Origin of the sequence: Micromonospora carbonacea (assembly GCF_014205165.1) — a bacterium.
Lineage (GTDB): Bacteria > Actinomycetota > Actinomycetes > Mycobacteriales > Micromonosporaceae > Micromonospora > Micromonospora carbonacea.
In genome coordinates, this window is sequence record NZ_JACHMZ010000001.1 from 6,913,939 (window position 1) to 6,932,934 (window position 18,996).

General features: G+C 74.8%; 17 protein-coding genes. 12 read left to right on the top strand and 5 right to left on the bottom strand.

The window, feature by feature from the left end; translation table 11 throughout:
* Window positions 1-48: 48 nt before the first annotated feature.
* A complete protein-coding gene (locus HDA31_RS29045; RefSeq protein ID WP_178062823.1) occupies window positions 49-1,341 on the bottom strand; it encodes an acetyl-CoA C-acetyltransferase in 1,293 nt (430 codons plus the stop codon).
* A gap of 56 nt (window positions 1,342-1,397) precedes the next feature.
* On the opposite strand from HDA31_RS29045, the gene HDA31_RS29050 reads away from it, so the two are divergent.
* The 7 genes from HDA31_RS29050 to HDA31_RS29080 all read left to right on the top strand — a co-directional run bounded on the left by HDA31_RS29050 (window position 1,398) and on the right by HDA31_RS29080 (window position 8,374).
* On the top strand, window positions 1,398-2,753 hold the full coding sequence (locus tag HDA31_RS29050) for a 3-oxoacyl-ACP reductase (RefSeq protein ID WP_178062822.1): 1,356 nt from the start codon (window positions 1,398-1,400) through the stop codon (window positions 2,751-2,753).
* Window positions 2,753-3,634 carry a MaoC/PaaZ C-terminal domain-containing protein gene (locus tag HDA31_RS29055; RefSeq protein WP_178062821.1) on the top strand — a complete coding sequence of 294 codons (882 nt, stop codon included), beginning with the start codon at window positions 2,753-2,755 and terminating at the stop codon, window positions 3,632-3,634. The genes HDA31_RS29050 and HDA31_RS29055 overlap by 1 nt, the downstream gene beginning before the upstream one ends.
* Before the next feature lie 121 nt (window positions 3,635-3,755).
* On the top strand, window positions 3,756-4,508 hold the full coding sequence (locus tag HDA31_RS29060; protein WP_178062820.1) for an NUDIX hydrolase: 753 nt from the start codon (window positions 3,756-3,758) through the stop codon (window positions 4,506-4,508).
* Complete coding sequence (locus HDA31_RS29065) at window positions 4,505-5,491, top strand: protein kinase family protein (RefSeq protein ID WP_178062819.1); 987 nt, start codon at window positions 4,505-4,507, stop codon at window positions 5,489-5,491. Before HDA31_RS29060 ends, HDA31_RS29065 begins: the two co-directional genes overlap by 4 nt.
* 10 nt (window positions 5,492-5,501) lie before the next feature.
* Window positions 5,502-6,464: a hypothetical protein gene (locus HDA31_RS29070; RefSeq protein WP_178062818.1), complete on the top strand. Its 963-nt coding sequence runs from the start codon at window positions 5,502-5,504 to the stop codon at window positions 6,462-6,464.
* Window positions 6,461-7,714 carry an adenylosuccinate synthetase gene (locus HDA31_RS29075; RefSeq protein WP_178062817.1) on the top strand — a complete coding sequence of 418 codons (1,254 nt, stop codon included), beginning with the start codon at window positions 6,461-6,463 and terminating at the stop codon, window positions 7,712-7,714. The genes HDA31_RS29070 and HDA31_RS29075 overlap by 4 nt, the downstream gene beginning before the upstream one ends.
* Before the next feature lie 42 nt (window positions 7,715-7,756).
* Entirely contained in the window at window positions 7,757-8,374 is a 618-nt protein-coding gene (locus tag HDA31_RS29080; protein ID WP_074475607.1) for a DedA family protein, read from the top strand.
* A gap of 72 nt (window positions 8,375-8,446) precedes the next feature.
* Here HDA31_RS29080 and HDA31_RS29085 read toward each other — a convergent pair whose 3' ends face one another.
* Together HDA31_RS29085 and HDA31_RS29090 are read right to left on the bottom strand one after the other, a co-directional pair.
* The gene (locus HDA31_RS29085; protein ID WP_178062816.1) at window positions 8,447-9,673 is read right to left on the bottom strand and encodes a HEAT repeat domain-containing protein; all 1,227 of its coding nucleotides are present in this window, start codon (window positions 9,671-9,673) and stop codon (window positions 8,447-8,449) included.
* A 92-nt stretch (window positions 9,674-9,765) separates the two neighbouring features.
* Window positions 9,766-10,401, bottom strand: a complete 636-nt coding sequence (locus tag HDA31_RS29090; protein ID WP_178062815.1) for a TetR/AcrR family transcriptional regulator — start codon at window positions 10,399-10,401, stop codon at window positions 9,766-9,768.
* 73 nt (window positions 10,402-10,474) lie between these two features.
* Between HDA31_RS29090 and HDA31_RS29095 the strand changes: the two genes are divergently transcribed.
* The 4 genes from HDA31_RS29095 to HDA31_RS29110 all read left to right on the top strand — a co-directional run bounded on the left by HDA31_RS29095 (window position 10,475) and on the right by HDA31_RS29110 (window position 15,160).
* A complete protein-coding gene (locus HDA31_RS29095) occupies window positions 10,475-10,927 on the top strand; it encodes an SCP2 sterol-binding domain-containing protein (protein WP_074475610.1) in 453 nt (150 codons plus the stop codon).
* A 2-nt stretch (window positions 10,928-10,929) separates the two neighbouring features.
* Complete coding sequence (locus HDA31_RS29100) at window positions 10,930-12,144, top strand: acyl-CoA dehydrogenase family protein (protein ID WP_178062814.1); 1,215 nt, start codon at window positions 10,930-10,932, stop codon at window positions 12,142-12,144.
* A 139-nt stretch (window positions 12,145-12,283) separates the two neighbouring features.
* Window positions 12,284-13,846, top strand: a complete 1,563-nt coding sequence (locus tag HDA31_RS29105) for an AMP-binding protein (RefSeq protein WP_178062813.1) — start codon at window positions 12,284-12,286, stop codon at window positions 13,844-13,846.
* A gap of 87 nt (window positions 13,847-13,933) precedes the next feature.
* Window positions 13,934-15,160 (top strand): serine hydrolase domain-containing protein, encoded by a 1,227-nt coding sequence (locus HDA31_RS29110; RefSeq protein ID WP_178062812.1) that lies wholly within the window; start codon window positions 13,934-13,936, stop codon window positions 15,158-15,160.
* Window positions 15,161-15,190: 30 nt separating this feature from the next.
* On the opposite strand, the gene purD is transcribed toward HDA31_RS29110, so the two are convergent.
* Window positions 15,191-16,441 carry a phosphoribosylamine--glycine ligase gene (gene purD, locus HDA31_RS29115; protein ID WP_178062811.1) on the bottom strand — a complete coding sequence of 417 codons (1,251 nt, stop codon included), beginning with the start codon at window positions 16,439-16,441 and terminating at the stop codon, window positions 15,191-15,193.
* Between the two features lie 44 nt (window positions 16,442-16,485).
* On the bottom strand, window positions 16,486-17,775 hold the full coding sequence (locus HDA31_RS29120; protein WP_043961166.1) for an adenylosuccinate synthase: 1,290 nt from the start codon (window positions 17,773-17,775) through the stop codon (window positions 16,486-16,488).
* Window positions 17,776-17,897: 122 nt separating this feature from the next.
* Between HDA31_RS29120 and HDA31_RS29125 the strand changes: the two genes are divergently transcribed.
* Window positions 17,898-18,929, top strand: a complete 1,032-nt coding sequence (locus HDA31_RS29125) for a diacylglycerol kinase family protein (protein WP_178062810.1) — start codon at window positions 17,898-17,900, stop codon at window positions 18,927-18,929.
* Window positions 18,930-18,996: the final 67 nt, after the last annotated feature.

Genomic DNA, 18,996 nt, shown 5'->3' on the forward strand with positions numbered 1-18,996 from the left:
CGCGGCCCGGCGAGGCGAGGTGGCGGAGCGAGGCCGCGGGGCCGGGCGTCAACGCTCCAGGATCGCGGTGACCCCCTGGCCGCCGGCCGCGCAGATCGAGATCAGCCCCCGCCCGGAACCGGACTCGGCGAGCAGCTTGGCCAGGGTGGCGACGATCCGCCCGCCGGTGGCGGCGAACGGGTGGCCGGCGGCCAGGGACGAGCCGTTGACGTTGAGTTTGTCCCGGTCGATCGACCCGAGCGGGGCGTCCAGGCCGAGCCGGTCCTTGCAGAACTCCGGCGACTCCCAGGCGGCGAGGGTGGCCAGCACCTGCGAGGCGAACGCCTCGTGGATCTCGTAGTAGTCGAAGTCCTGCAACGTCAGCCCGGCGCGGGCCAGCATCCGGGGCACGGCGTAGGCCGGGGCCATCAGCAGCCCCTCGTCGCCGTGCACGAAGTCGACGGCGGCCGTCTCCGACCAGGAGAACCAGGCGAGCACCGGCAGGTTGCGCTCGGCCGCCCACTGTTCGGAGGCGAGCAGCACCGTGGACGCGCCGTCGGTGAGCGGGGACGAGTTGCCGGCGGTCATGGTCGCCTGTCCGGCGTCGGGGCCCCGGTGGCCGAAGACGGGCTTGAGCGAGCCCAGTTTCTCTCCGGTGGTGTCGGGGCGGAGGTTCTGGTCCCGGGTGAGCCCCAGGTAGGGGGTCATCAGGTCGTCGAAGAACCCCCGCTCGTAGGCGGCGGCGAGCCGTTGGTGGGAGCGGAGCGCCAGCTCGTCCTGGGCCTGCCGGTCGACGTGCCAGCGCAGGGCGGTGCGGGCGGCGTGCTCGCCCATCGACAGCCCGGTACGCGGCTCGGCGTTGCGCGGGATCTCCGGCCGGAACGGCTGGAGCGGGCGCAGCTTCGCCGCGGTCTTCAGCCGCTCGCCGAGGGTGCGGGCGGAGTTGAGCCGGAGCAGGGTGCGGCGCAGCTCCTCGTTGACGGCCAGCGGGGCGTCGGAGGTGGTGTCGACGCCGCCGGCGATGCCGGCCTCGATCTGCCCGAGGGCGATCTTGTTGGCGACGAGGATCGCCGCCTCCAGGCCGGTGCCGCAGGCCTGCTGGATGTCGTACGCCGGGGTGTGCGGGTCGAGCTTCGAGCCGAGCACCACCTCGCGGGTGAGGTTGAAGTCCCGGGAGTGCTTGAGCACCGCCCCGGCGACGACCTCGCCGACCCGCTGCCCGGCCAGCCCGAACCGCGCGACGAGCCCGTCGAGGGCCGCGCCGAGCATGTCGGAGTTCGAGGCGCTGGCGTACCGCGAGTTGGACCGGGCGAAGGGGATGCGGTTGCCGCCGATGACCGCGACCCGCCGGATGCTCTGCACGATCCCGCCTCCGTTTCAGGGCTTGCCCACAACCTACTGGCCAGTAGGCTACGCCTATGACCGACAGGTACGCGAGCTTCGTCCGATCGGGGGCCGGCCGCGCGCTGGTCAAGCGCCTGGGGCTGCCCGACCCGCCACGACTGCGCCGGCACACCCCGGGGGACCCGCTGCTCCCCGGGCCGGCCCTGCTCGGCTCGGCCACCGGCGGCCGGCTCGCCGGGCCGGTCGGCACGATCCTGACCGCCGCCGGGGTGGAGCTGCGCGATCCGGTCGCCGCCGAGGCCCAGGAGCGCTTCGGCGCCCTGGTGTACGACGCCACGGGCATCACCGACTCCACCGGGCTGCGCCAGCTCTACGACTTCTTCCACCCGCGGGCCCGCTCGGTGCTGCCCGGCGGCCGGGTGATCGTGCTCGGCACCCCGCCCGACGAGTGCGGCACGCCGCGCGAGGCGACCGCCCAGCGGGCCCTGGAAGGGTTGACCCGCAGCATCGGCAAGGAGTTCGGCCGGGGCGTCACCGCCCAGCTCGTGCACGTCACGGCGCACGGCGACGCCGGCACGGCCACCGGCCTGGAGGCCACCCTGCGGTTCCTGCTCTCGGGCCGCTCGGCGTACGTCTCGGGGCAGGTGGTCCGGGTCGGCGCCGGCGCGGCCGAGCCGCCGGCCGACTGGGACCGGCCGCTCGACGGCCAGGTCGTCCTGGTGACCGGGGCGGCCCGGGGCATCGGCGCGGCCCTGGCCCGGGTGCTGGCCCGCGACGGCGCGCAGGTCGTCGCGCTCGACGTCCCGGCCGCCGGGGACGAGCTGGCCGCCGTCGCCAACGAGATCGGCGGCACCGCCGTCCAGCTCGACCTGACCGCCCCGGACGCGCCCATCCGGCTCGCCGAGCATCTCGCGTCCCGGCACGGCCGGGTCGACGTGGTGGTGCACAACGCCGGCATCACCCGGGACCGGACGCTGGGTCGGATGGACGCCGACCGGTGGGACAGCGTCATCGACGTCAACCTGTCCAGCCAGGAACGCATCAACGACGTGCTGCTGGAGCGCGGGCTGATCCCGGCCGGCGGCCGGGTCGTCTCGGTCTCCTCGATCGCCGGGATCGCCGGCAACCGGGGCCAGACCAACTACGCCACCTCGAAGGCGGGCGTGATCGGCCTCGTGCAGTCGCTCGCCCCGGCGCTGCGCGAGCGCGGGATCAGCGTCAACGCGGTCGCCCCCGGGTTCATCGAGACCCGGCTGACCGCCCGCATCCCGCTCGTCGTCCGGGAGGCGGGCCGGCGGATGAACAGCATGGCCCAGGGCGGCCTGCCCGTGGACGTCGCCGAGACGATCGGCTGGCTGGCCTGGCCGGCGAGCGGGGCGGTCAGCGGCAACGTCGTCCGGGTCTGCGGCCAGAGCCTGCTGGGGGCGTGATGGGCGGCGCGGACACGCAGGGCCGGACCCTGCTGGAGCTGCCCCGGCTGCCACAGGCCGGCCCGCTCTACCGGCGGGCGCTGCTCGGGGCGCTGCCCGGCCCGGGTCGCCGGCGCGGCGACGCGCTGCCGCAGGTCGAGCTGGCCGTCGTCGGGGTCACCGTCGACCGGGCGCACCTGGCCGACTACGACCGGGTCTGCGGGTTCCGGCTGGCCGACCGGCTCCCGGGGACGTACCCGCACGTGCTGGGGTTTCCGCTGGCGCTGCGGCTGATGACCGCGCCGCAGTTCCCGCTGCCGCTGGTCGGGCTGGTGCACGTGGCCAACCGGATCACCGTGCGCCGTCTGGTCGAGGCCGGCGAGACGCTGGACTTCCGCGCGTACGCCGAGCACCTGCGCCCGCACGAGCGGGGGCGGCAGGTCGACGTGGTGCTGGTCGGGTCGGTCGGCGGGGCGGAGGTGTGGCGCGGCGTGTCGACGTACCTGGGCAGGGAACGCACGGCCGGCGGCGGCGCGCGGCGCGACCGGGGTGAGCGGCCCGCCGCGCCGGCCGCCACCGCCTCCTGGCGGGTGCCGCCGAGGGTGGGCACCGACTACGCCCGGGTCTCCGGCGACCACAACCCGATCCACACGTCCCGGCTGGGGGCGCGGCTGTTCGGCTTCCCCCGCCCCATCGCGCACGGCATGTGGAGCAAGGCGCGCTGCCTGGCCGCGCTGGAGAATAGGCTGCCGGAGGCGTACGCGGTCGAGGTGGCGTTCAAGCTGCCGGTGCCGCTGCCGTCCACGGTGGCCTTCACCGCCACCGCCGACGGCCCGGCCTGGGAGTTCGCCCTGCACGACGCGCGCAGCGGCAGGCCGCACCTGGCGGGCTCCGTGCGCTGACCGGGGTTTCTTGCGCTGATCGGCGACTCAGGATGATGCCTCGGTGCGAAGGCTTGGCATTCACTCTTTCGTGCGCTAAGTTGTTCTCACGTTGAGATGTTCTCAGAGTGAGAGAGACGCCGTGAACGAGCAGGAGTTCCTCGCCGCCTACGACCCCCGGGCCTACCCGGCGGTCGCCGTCACCGTCGACGTGGTCGCCCTGACCGTCCGGTCCGACGCGCTGCACCTGCTGCTCGTCCGCCGGGGCGGGCCGCCGTTCGAGGGCCACTGGGCGCTGCCCGGCGGGTTCGTCCGGCCCGAGGAGGACCTGGCGGCCGGGGCCCGACGGGAGCTGGCCGAGGAGACCGGCCTCGGCGGCGAGCGGCTGCGCCGGGTCCACCTGGAGCAGCTCGCCAGCTACGGCGACCCCGACCGCGACCCCCGGATGCGGATCGTCTCGGTGGCCTACCTCGCGTTCGCCCCCGACCTGCCCGACCCGGCCGCCGGCAGCGACGCCGACGACGCGATCTGGCTGCCCGTGACCGCGCTGAGCAGCCGGCAGCTCGCCTTCGACCACGACCGGATCATCGACGACGGCCTGGAGCGGGCCCGGTCCAAGCTGGAATACACCCCGCTGGCCACCCGCTTCCTCGACACCGAGTTCACCATCAGCGAGCTGCGGGCCGTCTACGAGACCGTCTGGGGGCACCCGCTGCACCCCGGCAACTTCCACCGCAAGGTGCTCTCCGTGCCGGGCTTCGTGGAGAGCACCGGCGCGAGCACCGAACGCGGCGGCACGCGCGGCGGCCCCCGCGCCAAGCTCTACCGGGCCGGCGACGCCCGGCTGCTGCACCCGGCGCTGCTGCGCCCCGCCCGGGAGGAGACGGTGCGGTGAACACCCACGAGGCGATCCGGCTGGTCACCGCCGCGCGCACCGACGCCGACCTGTTCGGCGTCGACCCGTCGGCCCACCGCTACCGCGAGCTGGTCGCGGCCCTGCACCCCGACCGGCTGGGCGCGCTCGACCCGGCCGTACGCGCCGCCGCCACCGACGCGTTCGTGCAGGTCACCAACCGGTGGCGGGCCGGGCGGGCCAGCGCCGACCCGATCGTCCTCGGCGGCCACCGGCTCGGCCCGCTCGCCCACACCGGCGACCTCGCCGACCTCTACGACGTCGGGTCGGACCGGCTGCTCAAGCTGCCCCGCGACCCCGCCGACAACGACCTCGTCGCCCGCGAGCAGCACGCGCTGCGCACCATCGCCGAACGCGGCGACCCCCGCTACCTGCCGTACGTGCCCCGGCTCGTCGACACCCTCCGGCACCGGGACCCGGCCACCGGGGCGGAACGGCGGATCAGCGTGCTGGCCACCGCGCCCGGCCTGCACAGCCTCGACGAGGTGCGCCGCGCGTACCCCGACGGGCTCGACGGACGGGACGCGGCCTGGATGTGGCGGCGGCTGCTGGTCGCCCTCGGCCTGGCCCACCGGGCCGGCATCGTGCACGGCGCGGTGCTGCCCCGGCACGTGCTGATCGAGCCCGACGGGCACGGCGTGGTGCTCGTCGACTGGTGCTTCTCCGCCGCCACCGGAAGCACGATCCCCGCGCTGGTGCCCGGCCACGAGGACTGGTACCCGCCGGAGGTCGCCGCCCGGCGGCCCTGCGGGCCCGGCACCGACCTGGCGATGGCCGCCACGTGCATGGCGTGGCTGATGGGCGACCGGGCCCCGCGCGAGCTGCGCGCCTTCGCCCACGGCTGCCGCCGCCCGGCGCTGGCGTCCCGACCCGACGACGCGTGGCGACTGCTGCGCGAACTGGACGAGGTGCTCGAACGGCTCTACGGGCCGCGCACCTTCCGACCCTTCACCCTCAACCCCTAGGGAGGCTGCCATGGGCAGTGGAATGTGGTCCACCGACGTGTACGACGCCGCCGACCGGTACCGCCGGGCCACCGGCAAGAGCGCCTTCGCCTACAGCGACAGCGGGGCGCGCAAGGTGCACCCCGCGCTCGACCCGCGCGACGCGATGCGGGAGAGCCGCGACTCGGCCGAGCACCCGCAGTCGACGGCCATCACGGTGCTGTTCGACGTCACCGGCTCCATGCGGAACGTGCCCCGCACCCTCCAGGCCAAGCTGCCGCAGCTGCTCGGGCTCCTGCTCCGCCAGGGGTACGCCCGCGACCCGCAGATCATGTTCGGCGCGATCGGCGACGCCACCTGCGACCGGGTGCCGTTGCAGGTCGGGCAGTTCGAGTCGGACAACCGGATGGACGACGACCTCGGCCGGATCGTGCTGGAGGGCGGCGGCGGCGGCCAGATGACCGAGTCCTACGAGCTGGCCATGTACTTCATGGCGCGGCACACCGTCACCGACTGCTGGGAGAAGCGGGGCCGGCGCGGCTATCTGTTCATCATCGGCGACGAGCTGGCCTACCCCCAGGTCGACCGGCGGCAGGTGAGCCGGCTCATCGGCGACGACCTCCGCGAGGACGTGCCGCTGGCGCAGATCGTCGACGAGGTGACCCGGCGCTGGGACACCTACTACCTGCTCCCCGCCGGCAGCAGCTACGCCGGCAGCACGAAGGTGCTGGACTTCTGGCGCGACCTGCTCGGGCAGAACGCCGTCGTGCTCGACGACCTCGACGCGGTGTGCGAGACCATCGCGCTCACCGTCGGCCTCGGGGAGCAGGCCGTCGACCTCGATCAGGGCATCGCCGACCTCAAGAAGGCCGGCTCGAAGGCCACCGGCACCGTGTCGAAGGCGCTGGCCCGCCTCGGCCGGGGCGCCCGCGACCAGGTGGCCACGCTGCCCGCCCCGTCGACGCCGCCCACCCGTGGGGTGACCCGGCTGTGAACCACGTGCTGGTGGTCGACCTCGGCTACGGCGACGCAGGCAAGGGCACCGTCGTGGACTGGCTCTGCGCCACCCGGCCCGTCCACACGGTGATCCGCTTCAACGGGGGCGCGCAGGCGGCGCACAACGTCGTCCTGCGCGACGGGCGGCACCACACGTTCGCGCAGTTCGGGGCGGGCACCTTCCGCCCCGGCGTGCGGACCCACCTGTCCCGGCACGTGGTGGTGGACCCGCTCGCCCTGGCCGCCGAGGCCGACCACCTCGCCGCGGTGGGCGTGCCCGACGCGCTCGACCGGCTCACCGTCGACGGGGAGGCGCTCCTGGCCACCCCGTACCACCGGGCCGCCAACCGGGCCCGCGAGCTGGCCCGCGGGGCCGACCGGCACGGCTCCTGCGGGCTGGGGGTGGGCGAGGCCGTCGCGTACGGGCTCGCCCACCCCGACTCCGCGCCCCGGGTGGCGGACTGCCGCACCCCGGCCGTGCTGCGCCGCCGGCTGGCCGCCCTGCGCGACCGGCTCACCGCCGAACTCGGCCCGCTGGACGCCCCGCCCGTCGACGACTGCCTGCCCGCGTTCACCGCGTTCGCCGACCGGGTGGCGATCGTCGACCGGTCCCACCTCGCCGGGGTGCTGCGCGCCGGGACCTGCGTCTTCGAGGGCGCGCAGGGGGTGCTGCTCGACGAGTGGCACGGCTTCCACCCGTACACGACGTGGAGCACCACCACGTTCGCCAACGCCGAGGGGCTGCTCGCCGAGGCGGGGCTGGCCGGCACCGCCGAGCGGCTGGGCGTGCTGCGGATCACCACCACCCGGCACGGCCCCGGCCCGCTGGTCACCGAGGACCCGACGCTGCCGCTGGCCGACGTGCACAACGCGACCAACCCGTGGCAGGGCCGGTTCCGGTTCGGCCACTTCGACGCGGTCGCCCACCGGTACGCCCTCGCCGCGGCCGGCGGCGTCGACGGGCTTGCCCTCACCCACCTCGACCTGGCCCACCGGGGCCTGCGGATCTGCCGCCGCTACGACAGCATGGACCGCCTGGAGCCCGGCCCACCCGGCGACCTGGACCGCCAGGCCGCCCTCACCACCCGCCTGCTCGCGGCCCGCCCCGGCTACGACGACGGCCCGCCGGCCGACTGGCCCGCGGCGGTCGAGGAGGCGCTGGGCACCCCGGTGACGCTCACCTCCCACTCACCCACCGCCGAGGGCAAGCAGGTAAGGAAGGGCACCTTGTTAACGCCTTTTGTATAGGAAGGGCCCCTTCCTAACGCCGCGACGGCAGAGCATGAGGGCATGCAGTCGGTCCTCGGCCTGCTCCACGACACGGTCACCTCGCCGTGGGTGTACCTGGTGATCTTCGCGGTCACCGCCGTCGACGCCGTCTTCCCGGCGGTGCCCGGCGAGACGATCGTGGTGACCGCCGGGGTCTTCGCGGTCGGCGGGAAGCCGGACCTGACCATGGTGATCGTGCTCGCCGCGGGCGGCGCGCTGGCCGGCGACCACCTGTCGTACGCCATCGGCCGCCGCGGCGGCGCGCACCGGCTGGCCCGGCTGCCGGCGGACAGCCGGCGGCGCGCCGGGTCGGAGTGGGCCCGGCGGGCGGTCGACCGGCGCGGCGGCATGATGCTCACCACCGCCCGCTACGTTCCCGGTGGGCGCACGGCGGTGACCCTGACGATGGGCGCGGTCCGCTATCCGCTGCGGTCGTTCGTGCTCTTCGACGCGCTGGCCGCCGGCACCTGGGCGGCGTACTGCGGGCTGCTCGGCTACTTCGGCGGGCTGGCCTTCGAGCGGGAGCCCGTGCTGGGCATCCTGGCCGGGATCGGGCTGTCGGTCGCGATCACCGGCCTGCTGGAGGCCGCCCGCTGGTGTCGGCTCCGCGCCCGCCGCCGCGCCGCCGACCGGCGCTGAGCGACCCACCCGGCTGGCTGGGCGCTGACCGGCCTGCGGCCCCGGTGGGTCGGAGGCCGGGGCCGTCGAGGGTCAGGTCGGAGTGCCTTCCAGGTAGGCCAGCATCGCCTCCCGGCTGCGCGGCAGGCCGTAGTCGCCGACGAGCAGGCTGAAGTTGCCGAACGTCGAGCCACCGATCAGCCACGCCTCGGGCGACCGGGCCAGCACCTCGACGAGCCGACGCTGCCGGGGAGCCAGCGCCGCACACGGCACCCCCCTGGCCAACCTGCCGTCGGGAAACGCCAGGCGCAGGGCCTCGGCCGTCACCGGCAACGTCTGCTCGCCGGTGACGGCGGGCAGCCGGTCGAGCAGCGCGTCGAACGCCCGATCGGTGTGCCGGGGGCCGAGCAGGCGCAGGGACAGCCCCGCGTACCCGTGGAGGTCGCCGTCGAGGAACGGCACCTCGGCCCCGTCGGCCGCCGGCCGGTCGCCCGGACCGGCGGCCGTCCAGGCGAGCAGCTCGTCGACCGTCGCCTGGTCGGCGTCGACGCCGAGCGCCCGGGCCCGGCCGACCGCGGCGGCCCAGCGGATCACCGGGCGCGGGTCGGTCAACAGGCCGGCGTCGGGCGCGGCGCCGAGCAACCCGGCCGCCACCAGGGCGGTCGCGGCCTCGTCCTCGTCCACCTGTGCCGCGGCTTCGGCCGCCGCGACGACCGCCGGGAGGCTGCCGGCCGCGTCCTCCGGGAACCAGGCGAGCGCGTACGCCGCCCCGGCGCGCAGCCCCGGGTCGTCGTTGGTGAGCAGGTCGCGGAACAGGGGCACGCCGGCCCGCACGGCGTCGTAGACGGCCAGCTCGATGTAGGCCCACAGCCGCTGCTGGTCCGCCTCGTCGAGCGACTCCACGTACGCGTACTCGACGTGCTCCTTCTGGGTCTCGTCGTCGCCGTGCCACGGCGGCGGCTTGGCGGCGAGCAGCTCCCGCCCGCCGTCGGCGGCCCGGCGGAACTCGGCCACCGGGACGCCCTCGGGCAGCCACCGCTCGTCGTAGCCCACCGCGAGCGCCGTCACCAGGTAGAGCACCAGCTCCCGGTCGGGGGTGTCCGGGTCGGCGAGCAGCTCCAGCAGGAACGGCACGGCGTACGCCGACGCCTCGTAGCGGGAGCCCTGGTGGAAGATGTTGGCGTAGAGCGCGCCGAAGGCGGCCTGCCGCTCCTCCTCGGCGGGCGAGCGCAGGGCGCGGAGTTGGCCGGGCACGTCCCCGGCCGAGCCGTAGGCGTGGCCGAGCCGCCGCCAGTCGATGTCGTCGATTCCGTCGAACACGCGCCCATCCTCGCCAACCCCACCGACATTCCCGCCAGGCGTGTTAACAGGGGGCCCTTCCTATACAGAAGGCGTTAACAGGGGGCCCTTCCTTACCCCTCGGGGTGCCAGGTGAGGCCGCGCAGGAGCTGGTCGGCGCCGAGCCAGGCGACGTTCATCATCCGGGTGGCGGTCTTCTCCGGGTCGGCCTCCGGGTGGTCGGCGAGCCAGTCGCCCAGCGACTCGCTCGCGCCGACCAGGGCGTACGCGACGACCTCCAGGTCGGTGGCGCTCACCTCGCGGCCCCGGGCGCGCAGGGCGTGGTCGAGCATCCCGGCGACCACCTCGACGAGCCGGGCCCGCATGGCGGCGAGTTCCCCGGCGAACGGCTGGGAGCCGCGGGCCTGCCGGTAGAGCACCGCCCAGCCGTCGCGGTGCGCCCCGACGAAGCCGAAGAACGCGCGCAGCCCGCGCCAGAGCCGCTCGTCGGCGTCGAGGTCGGGGGCGGCGGCCCCGGCGATGGCCTCCATCATGCGGGTGCCCTCGCGGTGCAGGCAGGCGACGAAGAGCTCCTCCTTGCTGCCCAGGTACGCGTACACCATGGGTTTGGAGATGCCGGCGTCCTCGGCGATCTCGTCCATGCTGGCCGCGTGGAAGCCGCGTCGTGAGAAGACCCGGACGGCCGCGTCGAGCATCTGCTGCTCGCGTACGGCCCGGGGGAGGCGCTTGAACGTGGGGGTGCCGGGCACCTTGCGAGCATACCTACTCGTGCGTAAGGTTACGCTAGAGTAACCACAGTCACCGCGCGAGAGGTTCCTTTCCATGACTGACTTCGACCCGGCAAACTTCGCCAACTACGGCCCCAAGGAGTTCGCCCAGCTGGTCAAGTCCACCCCCGACGACAAGATCGTCGAGGTGATGTCCGGCGAGCTGCGCGGCAAGGTCCTGAGCGAGGTCTTCGGCCGGATGCCCACGCTGTTCCGCGCCGACCGGGCCGGCTCGACCAGCGCGGTGATCCACTGGGGCATCACCGGCCGCCCCGACGGGGGCACCGACACCTACGAGATCGTCGTCGCCGACGGCGCGTGCACGGTCAACGAGACCCCGCAGCACGACCCCAAGCTGAGCCTCACCATGGGCCCCCTGGAGTTCCTGAAGATCGTCTCCGGTGGCGCGAACCCGGTGATGATGTTCATGACCGGCAAGCTGAAGGCCAAGGGCGACCTCGGCCTCGCCGCCAACATCGCCAACCTGTTCGACATCCCCAAGGGCTGACGATGGCCGAGTTCTCGCTCGACCTGAACGAGGAACAGCGGGACCTGCGGGACTGGGTGCACGGCTTCGCCGCCGAGGTCGTGCGCCCGGCCGCCGCCGAGTGGGACGAGCGCGAGGAGACCCCCTGGCCCGTGATCCAGGAGGCGGCGAAGGTCGGGCTGTACGGCTTCGAGTTCCTCGCCACCTGCTGGGCCGACCCCACCGGCCTGTCCCTGCCGATCGCCAGCGAGGAGCTGTTCTGGGGCGACGCCGGCATCGGCCTGGGCATCTTCGGCACCTCGCTGGCCGTCGCCGCCATCTACGGCGCGGGCACCCCCGACCAGCTCGTCGAATGGGTCCCCCAGTGCTTCGGCGACGCCGACTCCCCGGCCGTCGCGGCGTTCTGCACCACCGAGCCGGAGGCCGGCTCCGACGTCGGCGCGATGCGCACCCGGGCCGTCTACGACGAGGCCACCGACGAGTGGGTGCTGCGCGGGCAGAAGGCGTACGCCACCAACGGCGGGATCGCCGGGGTGCACGTCGTCACCGCCTCGGTCGACCCGACGCTCGGCTCGCGCGGGCAGGCCGCGTTCGTCGTACCCCCGGGCACCGCCGGGTTGAGCGCGACCCGGAAGCTGCGCAAGCTGGGGCTGCGCGCCTCGCACACGGCGGACGTCTTCCTCGACGACGTCCGGGTCCCCGGCCGCTGCCTGCTCGGCGGCAAGGAGGCCCTCGACGAACGGCTGGCCCGCGCCCGATCCGGCCAACGGGCCTCCGGCCAGGCCGCCATGCGCACGTTCGAGCTGTCCCGGCCGACCGTCGGCGCGCAGGCGCTCGGCGTGGCCCGCGCCGCCTACGAGTACGCGCTCGACTACGCCAAGGACCGGGTGCAGTTCGGTCGGCCGATCATCGAGAACCAGGCGGTCGCGTTCGCGCTGGCCGACATGAGAATGGAGATCGACGCCGCCCGGCTGCTGGTCTGGCGGGCCTCCTGGATGGGGCGCAACAACCGCCCGTTCACCGCCGGCGAGGGCTCGATGTCCAAGCTCAAGGCCGGCGAGGTGGCCGTGTCGGTCACCGAGAAGGCCGTGCAGCTGCTCGGCGGGGCCGGCTTCCTGCGGGACCACCCGGTCGAGCGCTGGTACCGGGACGCCAAGATCTACACCATCTTCGAGGGCACGTCGGAGATCCAACGGCTGGTGATCTCCCGCGCCATCTCCGGCGTCCACGTCCGCTGACCCGGGCCGGCCGGCTCGACCCGATTCAGTCCCGACCCGGGCCAGCCGGCTCGACCCCACCCAGTCCCGACCCAGACCCGACCCGGCCCGCGCCGCACGGTCGCCGGGTGGGTCCCGCACGCCCGAGGGAGGCCCGCGGATGGATCTGCCGTTCACCGTCGCCACGCTGACCCGGCGCGGGCTGCTCACCCCGGGCCAGCCGATCCGGGTCGCCGCCCAACTCAACGCGCTGCGCCGGTGGGGCTGGAGCCTCGCCGGCGAGCTGCGCCAGGCCGCCGCCCGGGACCCGGGCCGCGCCGCTGTCGTCGACGAGCAGGGCACCGAGCTGACGTACGGCGCCCTGCTCGACCGCGCCGAACGGCTGGCGAAGTCGCTGCGCGGCGGGCTCGGCGTGCACAGCGGGGACCGCATCGGGCTGCTCTGCCGCAACCACCACGGGCTGATCGAAGCCATGGTCGCGGCCACCCTGCTCGGCGCGGACGCGGTGCTGGTCAACACCGGGCTCTCGCCCGCGCAGCTCGCCACCGTCGCCGAGGAGCAACGGCTCAGGGTCCTCGTGCACGACGCCGAGTTCGCCGACCGGACCCTCGGCCTCCCCGCCGACCTGCACCGGGTCGACGAGGCCGGGCTGGCGGAGCTGATCGCGGCGGCGCTGCCCGGCGATCTCCAGCCGCCGCCGCGCGAGGGCCGCACCATCGTGCTGACCTCCGGCACCACCGGCGCGCCCAAGGGGGCACGCCGGCCCACCCCGCACGGCTTCGGCCCGCTGGTCTCCATCATCGACCGCATCCCGCTGCGCGTCCGGGACACCGTGCTGATCGCCGCGCCGCTGTTCCACACCTGGGGGTACGCGGCCCTCCAGGTCTGCTTCGCCCTGCGGGCCACGATCGTGCTGCACCGCCGCTTCGACCCGGCCGCCACGCTCGACGCGCTCGTGGCGCGCCGCTGCGACGCCATGTTCGCCGTGCCGGTGATGGTGCAGCGCCTGATGGAGGTGCCACCGCCCGACCCGAGGCCGCCCCTGAAGGTGGTCGCCCTGAGCGGGTCGGCGCTGCCCGGCGGGCTCGCGCTGCGCTTCATGGACACCTACGGCGACGTCCTCTACAACCTGTACGGCTCGACCGAGGTGTCCTGGGCGTCCATCGCCGGCCCCGCCGAGCTGCGGGCCGCACCGACCACCGCCGGCCGTCCGCCGCACGGCACCCGGCTGCGCATCCTCGACGACGAGGGCCGGCCGCTCCCCGCCGGCCGGGTCGGGCGGATCTTCGTCGGCAACGAGATGCTCTTCGAGGGATACACCTCGGGTGCCGCCCGGGAGAGCCGGGACGGGCTGCTGGACACCGGCGACCTCGGCCAGGTCGACGCCGACGGGCTGCTCTTCGTCGACGGGCGGGCCGACGACATGATCGTCTCCGGCGGGGAGAACGTCTTCCCGTCCGAGGTGGAGGACCTGGTCGCCCGGCTGCCCCAGGTCCGCGAGGTGGCCGTCATCGGCGTGCCCGACGACGAGTACGGCCAGCGGCTCGCCGCGTTCCTCGCCCTGCACCCCGGCGAGACCCTGGACCCGGAGGCGGTCCGCGAGTACGTCCGGCACTACCTGGCCCGGTTCAGCGTCCCCCGCGACGTGGTCTTCGTGAAGTACCTGCCGCGCAACGCCACCGGCAAGGTGCTCACCCGCGAGCTACGCCGCTACTTCGCCTGACCGGGGATCCCCCCGAGGCCGCCGCCCGGGTCCTTCGGGGGACTTGCCCGGATGCTCCCGGGCGCGCCCCGCCGGCAGGCTGACGGCATGACAATCGTGAATCGGCGTACGGTCGCAGCCACGGCGCTCGCCGCCCTGCTCGCCGTCGCCGTGCCCGGCGCGGCCACCGCCGCCCCGCGCGCCACCGCGCCCCTCGGCCCCGCGCCCGCCCCGGTCGCCGCCGCCGCAGTCGACAACGACCGGGGCGGGGTCGACTGCCGCCCCGGCACCCTCGACCCCGCCCCGATACGGGCGGCGATCGCCGGCCTACCCGACGCCGACGCCACCAGCGCCCAGGTCCGGATCACCACCCCGGACGGCTGCTGGACGGGCACCAGCGGGGTGCGGGACCTGCGCACCGGGGCCCCGGTGCCGCCGCACGCCCGGTTCCGGGTGGGCAGCGTCACCAAGGTGTTCACGGCCGCGCTGGTGCTGCAACTCGCCGCCGAGGGACGGGTCGACCTCGACGGGTCCGTGCAGGGCTACCTGCCGGGCCTGCTGCCCGCCGACTACCCGACCGTGACCGTCCGCCAGCTCCTCGACCACACCAGCGGCATCCCCAGCCCGATGTCGCCGGGCGACATCGAGTGGCAGCTCGCCCACCGGTACGACCGGTGGACCCCGGAGCAGATCGTCCGGGCAGGGCTGGAGAACCCGCGCGCGTTCGACCCCGGCGAGAAGCAGGACTACACCAACATGGGCTACATCGTCGCCGGGCTGCTCGTCGAGAAGGTCACCGGCCACCCGTACGAGCAGGAGCTGGCGCGGCGGATCGCCCGGCCGCTCGGCCTGCGCGACACGTACGGGCCCGGCGACGACCCGCGCATCCGGGGCCCGCACGCCCACGGCTACCAGGCCGTCACCCGGGACGGGGCGACCGAACTGGTGGACGCCACCGTATGGAGCCAGACCTACACCCCCGCCTCCGGTGACGTCATCTCCAGCCTGGCCGACCTGGACACCTTCATGACGGCGCTGTTCGCCGGCCGGGTCGTGCCGGAGCCGCAGCTCACCGAGATGTTCACCCTCCCGCCGGTGGACGACGTCGAGGGCGGCCCGGCCCGGTACAGCGCCGGCCTGTCCGCCATGCCGCTGGACGACGGCGAGACCCTCTGGGTCAAGACCGGCTCCCGGTACGGCTACCTGGCCGCCGTGGCGTCGACCCGGGACGGCCGGTTCCGGGTCGAGTACTCGATCACCGCGACGGACGCCAAGGGCGAGGAGCTGAGCGCCACCGCCCAGGCCGTCATCGCCGCCGCGCTCGGCATGGCCTGACCGGCCCCGCCGGGGTCACGATCCCTTGGCTCAGCCGGGGATCGTGATCCTGCCGTCGATGGCTGCGGCGGCGATGTCGGTGCGGTGGTGCGAGCCCGCCAACCCGATGCCGCCCACCAGCTCGTACGCGGCGTCGCGCGCGGCGGCGAGGGTGGGGCCGGTGGCCGTACCGCAGAGGACCCGGCCCCCGGCGGAGAGCAACGCGCCGTCGGCGGCCCGGCGGGCGGTGCCCGCGTGGATGACGCCCGGGCGGTCCGCACCGGTGATCACGTCGCCGGTGCGCGGGGTGCCCGGGTAGTTGCCGGCGGCCACGACCACGGTCACCGCCGCGCCGTCGCGCCAACGCAGCGGCGGGTGGTCGGCCAGGGCGCCGGTGGCGGCGGCGTGCAGCAGGCCGCCGAGCGGCGTCTCCAGCAGCGCCAGCACGACCTGCGTCTCCGGGTCGCCGAAGCGGGCGTTGAACTCGATCACCCGGGGGCCGGCGGCGGTCATCGCCAGGCCGACGTAGAGCAGGCCGGCGAACGGGGTGCCCCGGCGGCGCATCTCGGCCAGCGTGGGGTGGACGACGTCGGCCATGACCCCGTCGACGAGGCCCGGCGGGGCCCAGGGCAGCGGCGCGTACGCCCCCATGCCGCCGGTGTTCGGCCCGGCGTCGCCGTCGCCGACGCGCTTGAAGTCCTGCGCGGGCAGCAGCGGCAGCGCCGCCTCACCGTCGGTGACCACGAAGAGGGAGACCTCGGGGCCCGCCAGGTATTCCTCGACGACGACCCGGCCGCACTCGGCGGCGTGCGCCAGCGCGGCGGCCCGGTCGTCGGTGACGACGACGCCCTTGCCGGCGGCCAGCCCGTCGTTCTTCACCACGTACGGCGGGCCGAACTCGTCCAGCGCCCGCGCCGTGCCCTCAGGGTCGGTGCAGGTGTACGCCCGCGCGGTGGGCACCCCGGCAGCGGTCATCACGTCCTTGGCGAACGCCTTCGAGCCCTCCAGGCGGGCGGCCTCGGCGGACGGCCCGAACGCGGCGATGCCCTTGGCGCGTACGGCGTCGGCGGCCCCGGCCACCAGCGGCGCCTCGGGGCCGATCACCACCAGGTCGACGCCGGTCTCCACGGCCAGCGCGGCCACGGCGGCGGGGTCGGCGGCGTCCACCGGCCGCAGCTCGGCGACCTCGGCGATCCCCGGATTACCCGGCGCCGCGATCAACACCTCGACGGCCGGATCGGCTGCGAGCCCCAGGGCGAGCGCATGCTCCCGCCCGCCACCACCCAGAAGAAGTACGCGCACGCCCACGGACTCTACCGACCCCTCGTCCGCCCCTTCCCCGCCCCTCAGGGGAGGAGGGGGTGGCGGGTGACGTTCTCCTCGCGGCCCGGGCCCACGCCCACCACGCTGACGCGGGTGCCGCAGAGCTCCTCGATGCGCGCGATGTAGCGGCGCGCGTTCTCCGGCAGCTCGTCCTCGGTCCGCGCCTTGGTGATGTCCTCCCACCAGCCGTCGTGCTCCTCGTAGATCGGAGTCGCGTGGTGGAAGTCGGTCTGCGTCATCGGCATGTCGTCGAAGCGCTCGCCGTTGATCTCGTAGCCGACGCAGAGCGGGACCTTCGGCAGGCCGGTGAGCACGTCCAGCTTGGTGATCACCAGGTCGGTGACGCCGTTGAGGCGGCAGGCGTACCGGGCGACGACGGCGTCGAACCAGCCGCAGCGGCGCTCCCGGCCGGTGGTCGTGCCGTACTCGTGGCCGACCTTGCGCAGGTGCTGGCCGTTGTCGTCGAACAGCTCGGTGGGGAACGGGCCGGAGCCCACCCGCGTCGTGTACGCCTTGCTCACCGCGATCACCTTGTTGATCGCGGTAGGGGGGATGCCCGCGCCCACGCACGCCCCGCCCGCCGTCGGGTTCGACGAGGTCACGAAGGGGTACGTGCCGTGGTCCATGTCGAGCATGGTGGCCTGGGCGCCCTCCAGCAGCACCGTCTCGCCCCGGTCCAGGGCGTCCCAGAGCATCACCCGGGTCTCGGCGATGTACGGCTTGAGCCGCTCGGCGTACGCCAGGTATTCCTCGACGGTCGCGTCGACGTCGATCGCCTTGCGGTTGTAGACCTTGAACAGGATCTGGTTCTTCTCGCGCAGGGCGAGCTCCAGCTTCTTGCGCAGGATGCCCGGGTCGAGCAGGTCCTGGAGCCGGATGCCCATCCGGGCGACCTTGTCGCCGTACGCCGGGCCGATGCCCCGGCCGGTGGTGCCGATCCGGGCGCTGCCCAGGTAGCGCTCGACCACCCGGTCCAGGGCCCGGTGGTGCGGCATGATCAGGTGCGCGTCGCCGGAGATGCGCAGCCGGGAGACGTCCACGCCGCGCTCGGCGAGGCCGTCGATCTCGGTGAGCAGCACCTTCGGGTCGACCACCACGCCGTTGCCGATGATGATCATCGCGCTCGGCGAGAGCGCGCCCGACGGCATCAGGTGCAGCGCGTACTTCTGCCCATCCGGGGTGATCACCGTGTGGCCGGCGTTGTTGCCGCCGGAGTAGCGCACGACGTAGTCGACCCGCTCACCCAGCAGGTCGGTAACCTTGCCCTTGCCCTCGTCACCCCACTGAGCGCCGATGAGCACGATCGCTGGCATCTTCTCCGCCTCCAGAAGGCTCGGGTGCCAGGTGGCGACCGGTAAGCGAGCCCGGGGTGTCAGGCTAACAAGAGGTCACGGCGGGACCGGCAGGGGTTCGTCGAGAGGCAGGAGGCTCCTTCGTGTACGACGTGGTGCTGCTCACCCTCGGCTCGGGGCGGGACGCTCCCGGCGGGGCCTGCGGCAGCGGCGGAGCCTGCTGCGGAGGCGACGGCGGTGACGCGACGACCGGCGGCCGGGCGACCGGTGACGACGGTCACGCCCCGGCCGAACAGCACTGCGAGACCCCCCGGGTGCCGGTGCTGGCCTGCGCGGACGCCCTGACCGCCCGGGGCGCCCGGGTGGAGGCGGTCACCGCCCGCTCGGACGCGGAGATCGACGAGGTGCTCGCCCGGCTCGACGGCCCACCCCGCCCCGACGGGCTCACCTGGCCCGATCCGGACTCGAAGACCCGGCTGGTCGTCGCCACGGCCAGCGACGGCCAGTTGCGCGCCGTCGTGCGCCGGCTCGTCCGGCGGTACGCCCCACCGCCCAGCCGCCGCCCGGCCGACCTGCCCGGCAACCGCACGGTGCCGGACCTGCCGCCGGTGGGCGTGCTCCCGCTCGACCCGGCCCGGGCCGGCGGGCAGCGTGACCTGGCCGCGCAGCTCGGCCTGCCGCGCGACCCGGCGGGGGTGGCCGCCGCGGTGCTGGACGGCACCGTCCGGCGGCTGGACCTGCTGCGCAACGACGGCGGCTCGGTGACCCTGGACGGCGCGCTGATCGGCGCCGCCGACGACGCCGGCCGGCCGCTGCACTGGCGGGGACGCGTCGAGGTGGACGACGCCGTGCTCTCGGCCGGCGACGACCCGCTGCTGGCCTGCGCGATCGGCAACGCGGCCGGGTACGCCCGGCTCGACGAGCTGCCGCTGCTCACCGCCGGTGACCCGACGGACGGGCTGGTCGAGGTGGCGGTGGCCGTTCCCGTGGTGACCCGCTCGACGTTGGGTAGGAAACGGGTGCGGTTCGAGGTGCGCCGCGCGCGGGGGCGCGCGGTGGCCGTCGTGCCGCGTGACGAGCGGGTGCCGTACCTCGACGACGGGGTCGAGGGCGAACTGAGCCGGAAGCGGTCCTGGTGGGTCGAGCCCGCGGCCTGGGCGGTCTACACGGCCTGACCCGGCGCGCCCCCGCGTCGGCCGTCGGCACCACACCGGGTACGCCGGCGGAGACCGGCGTCGATCC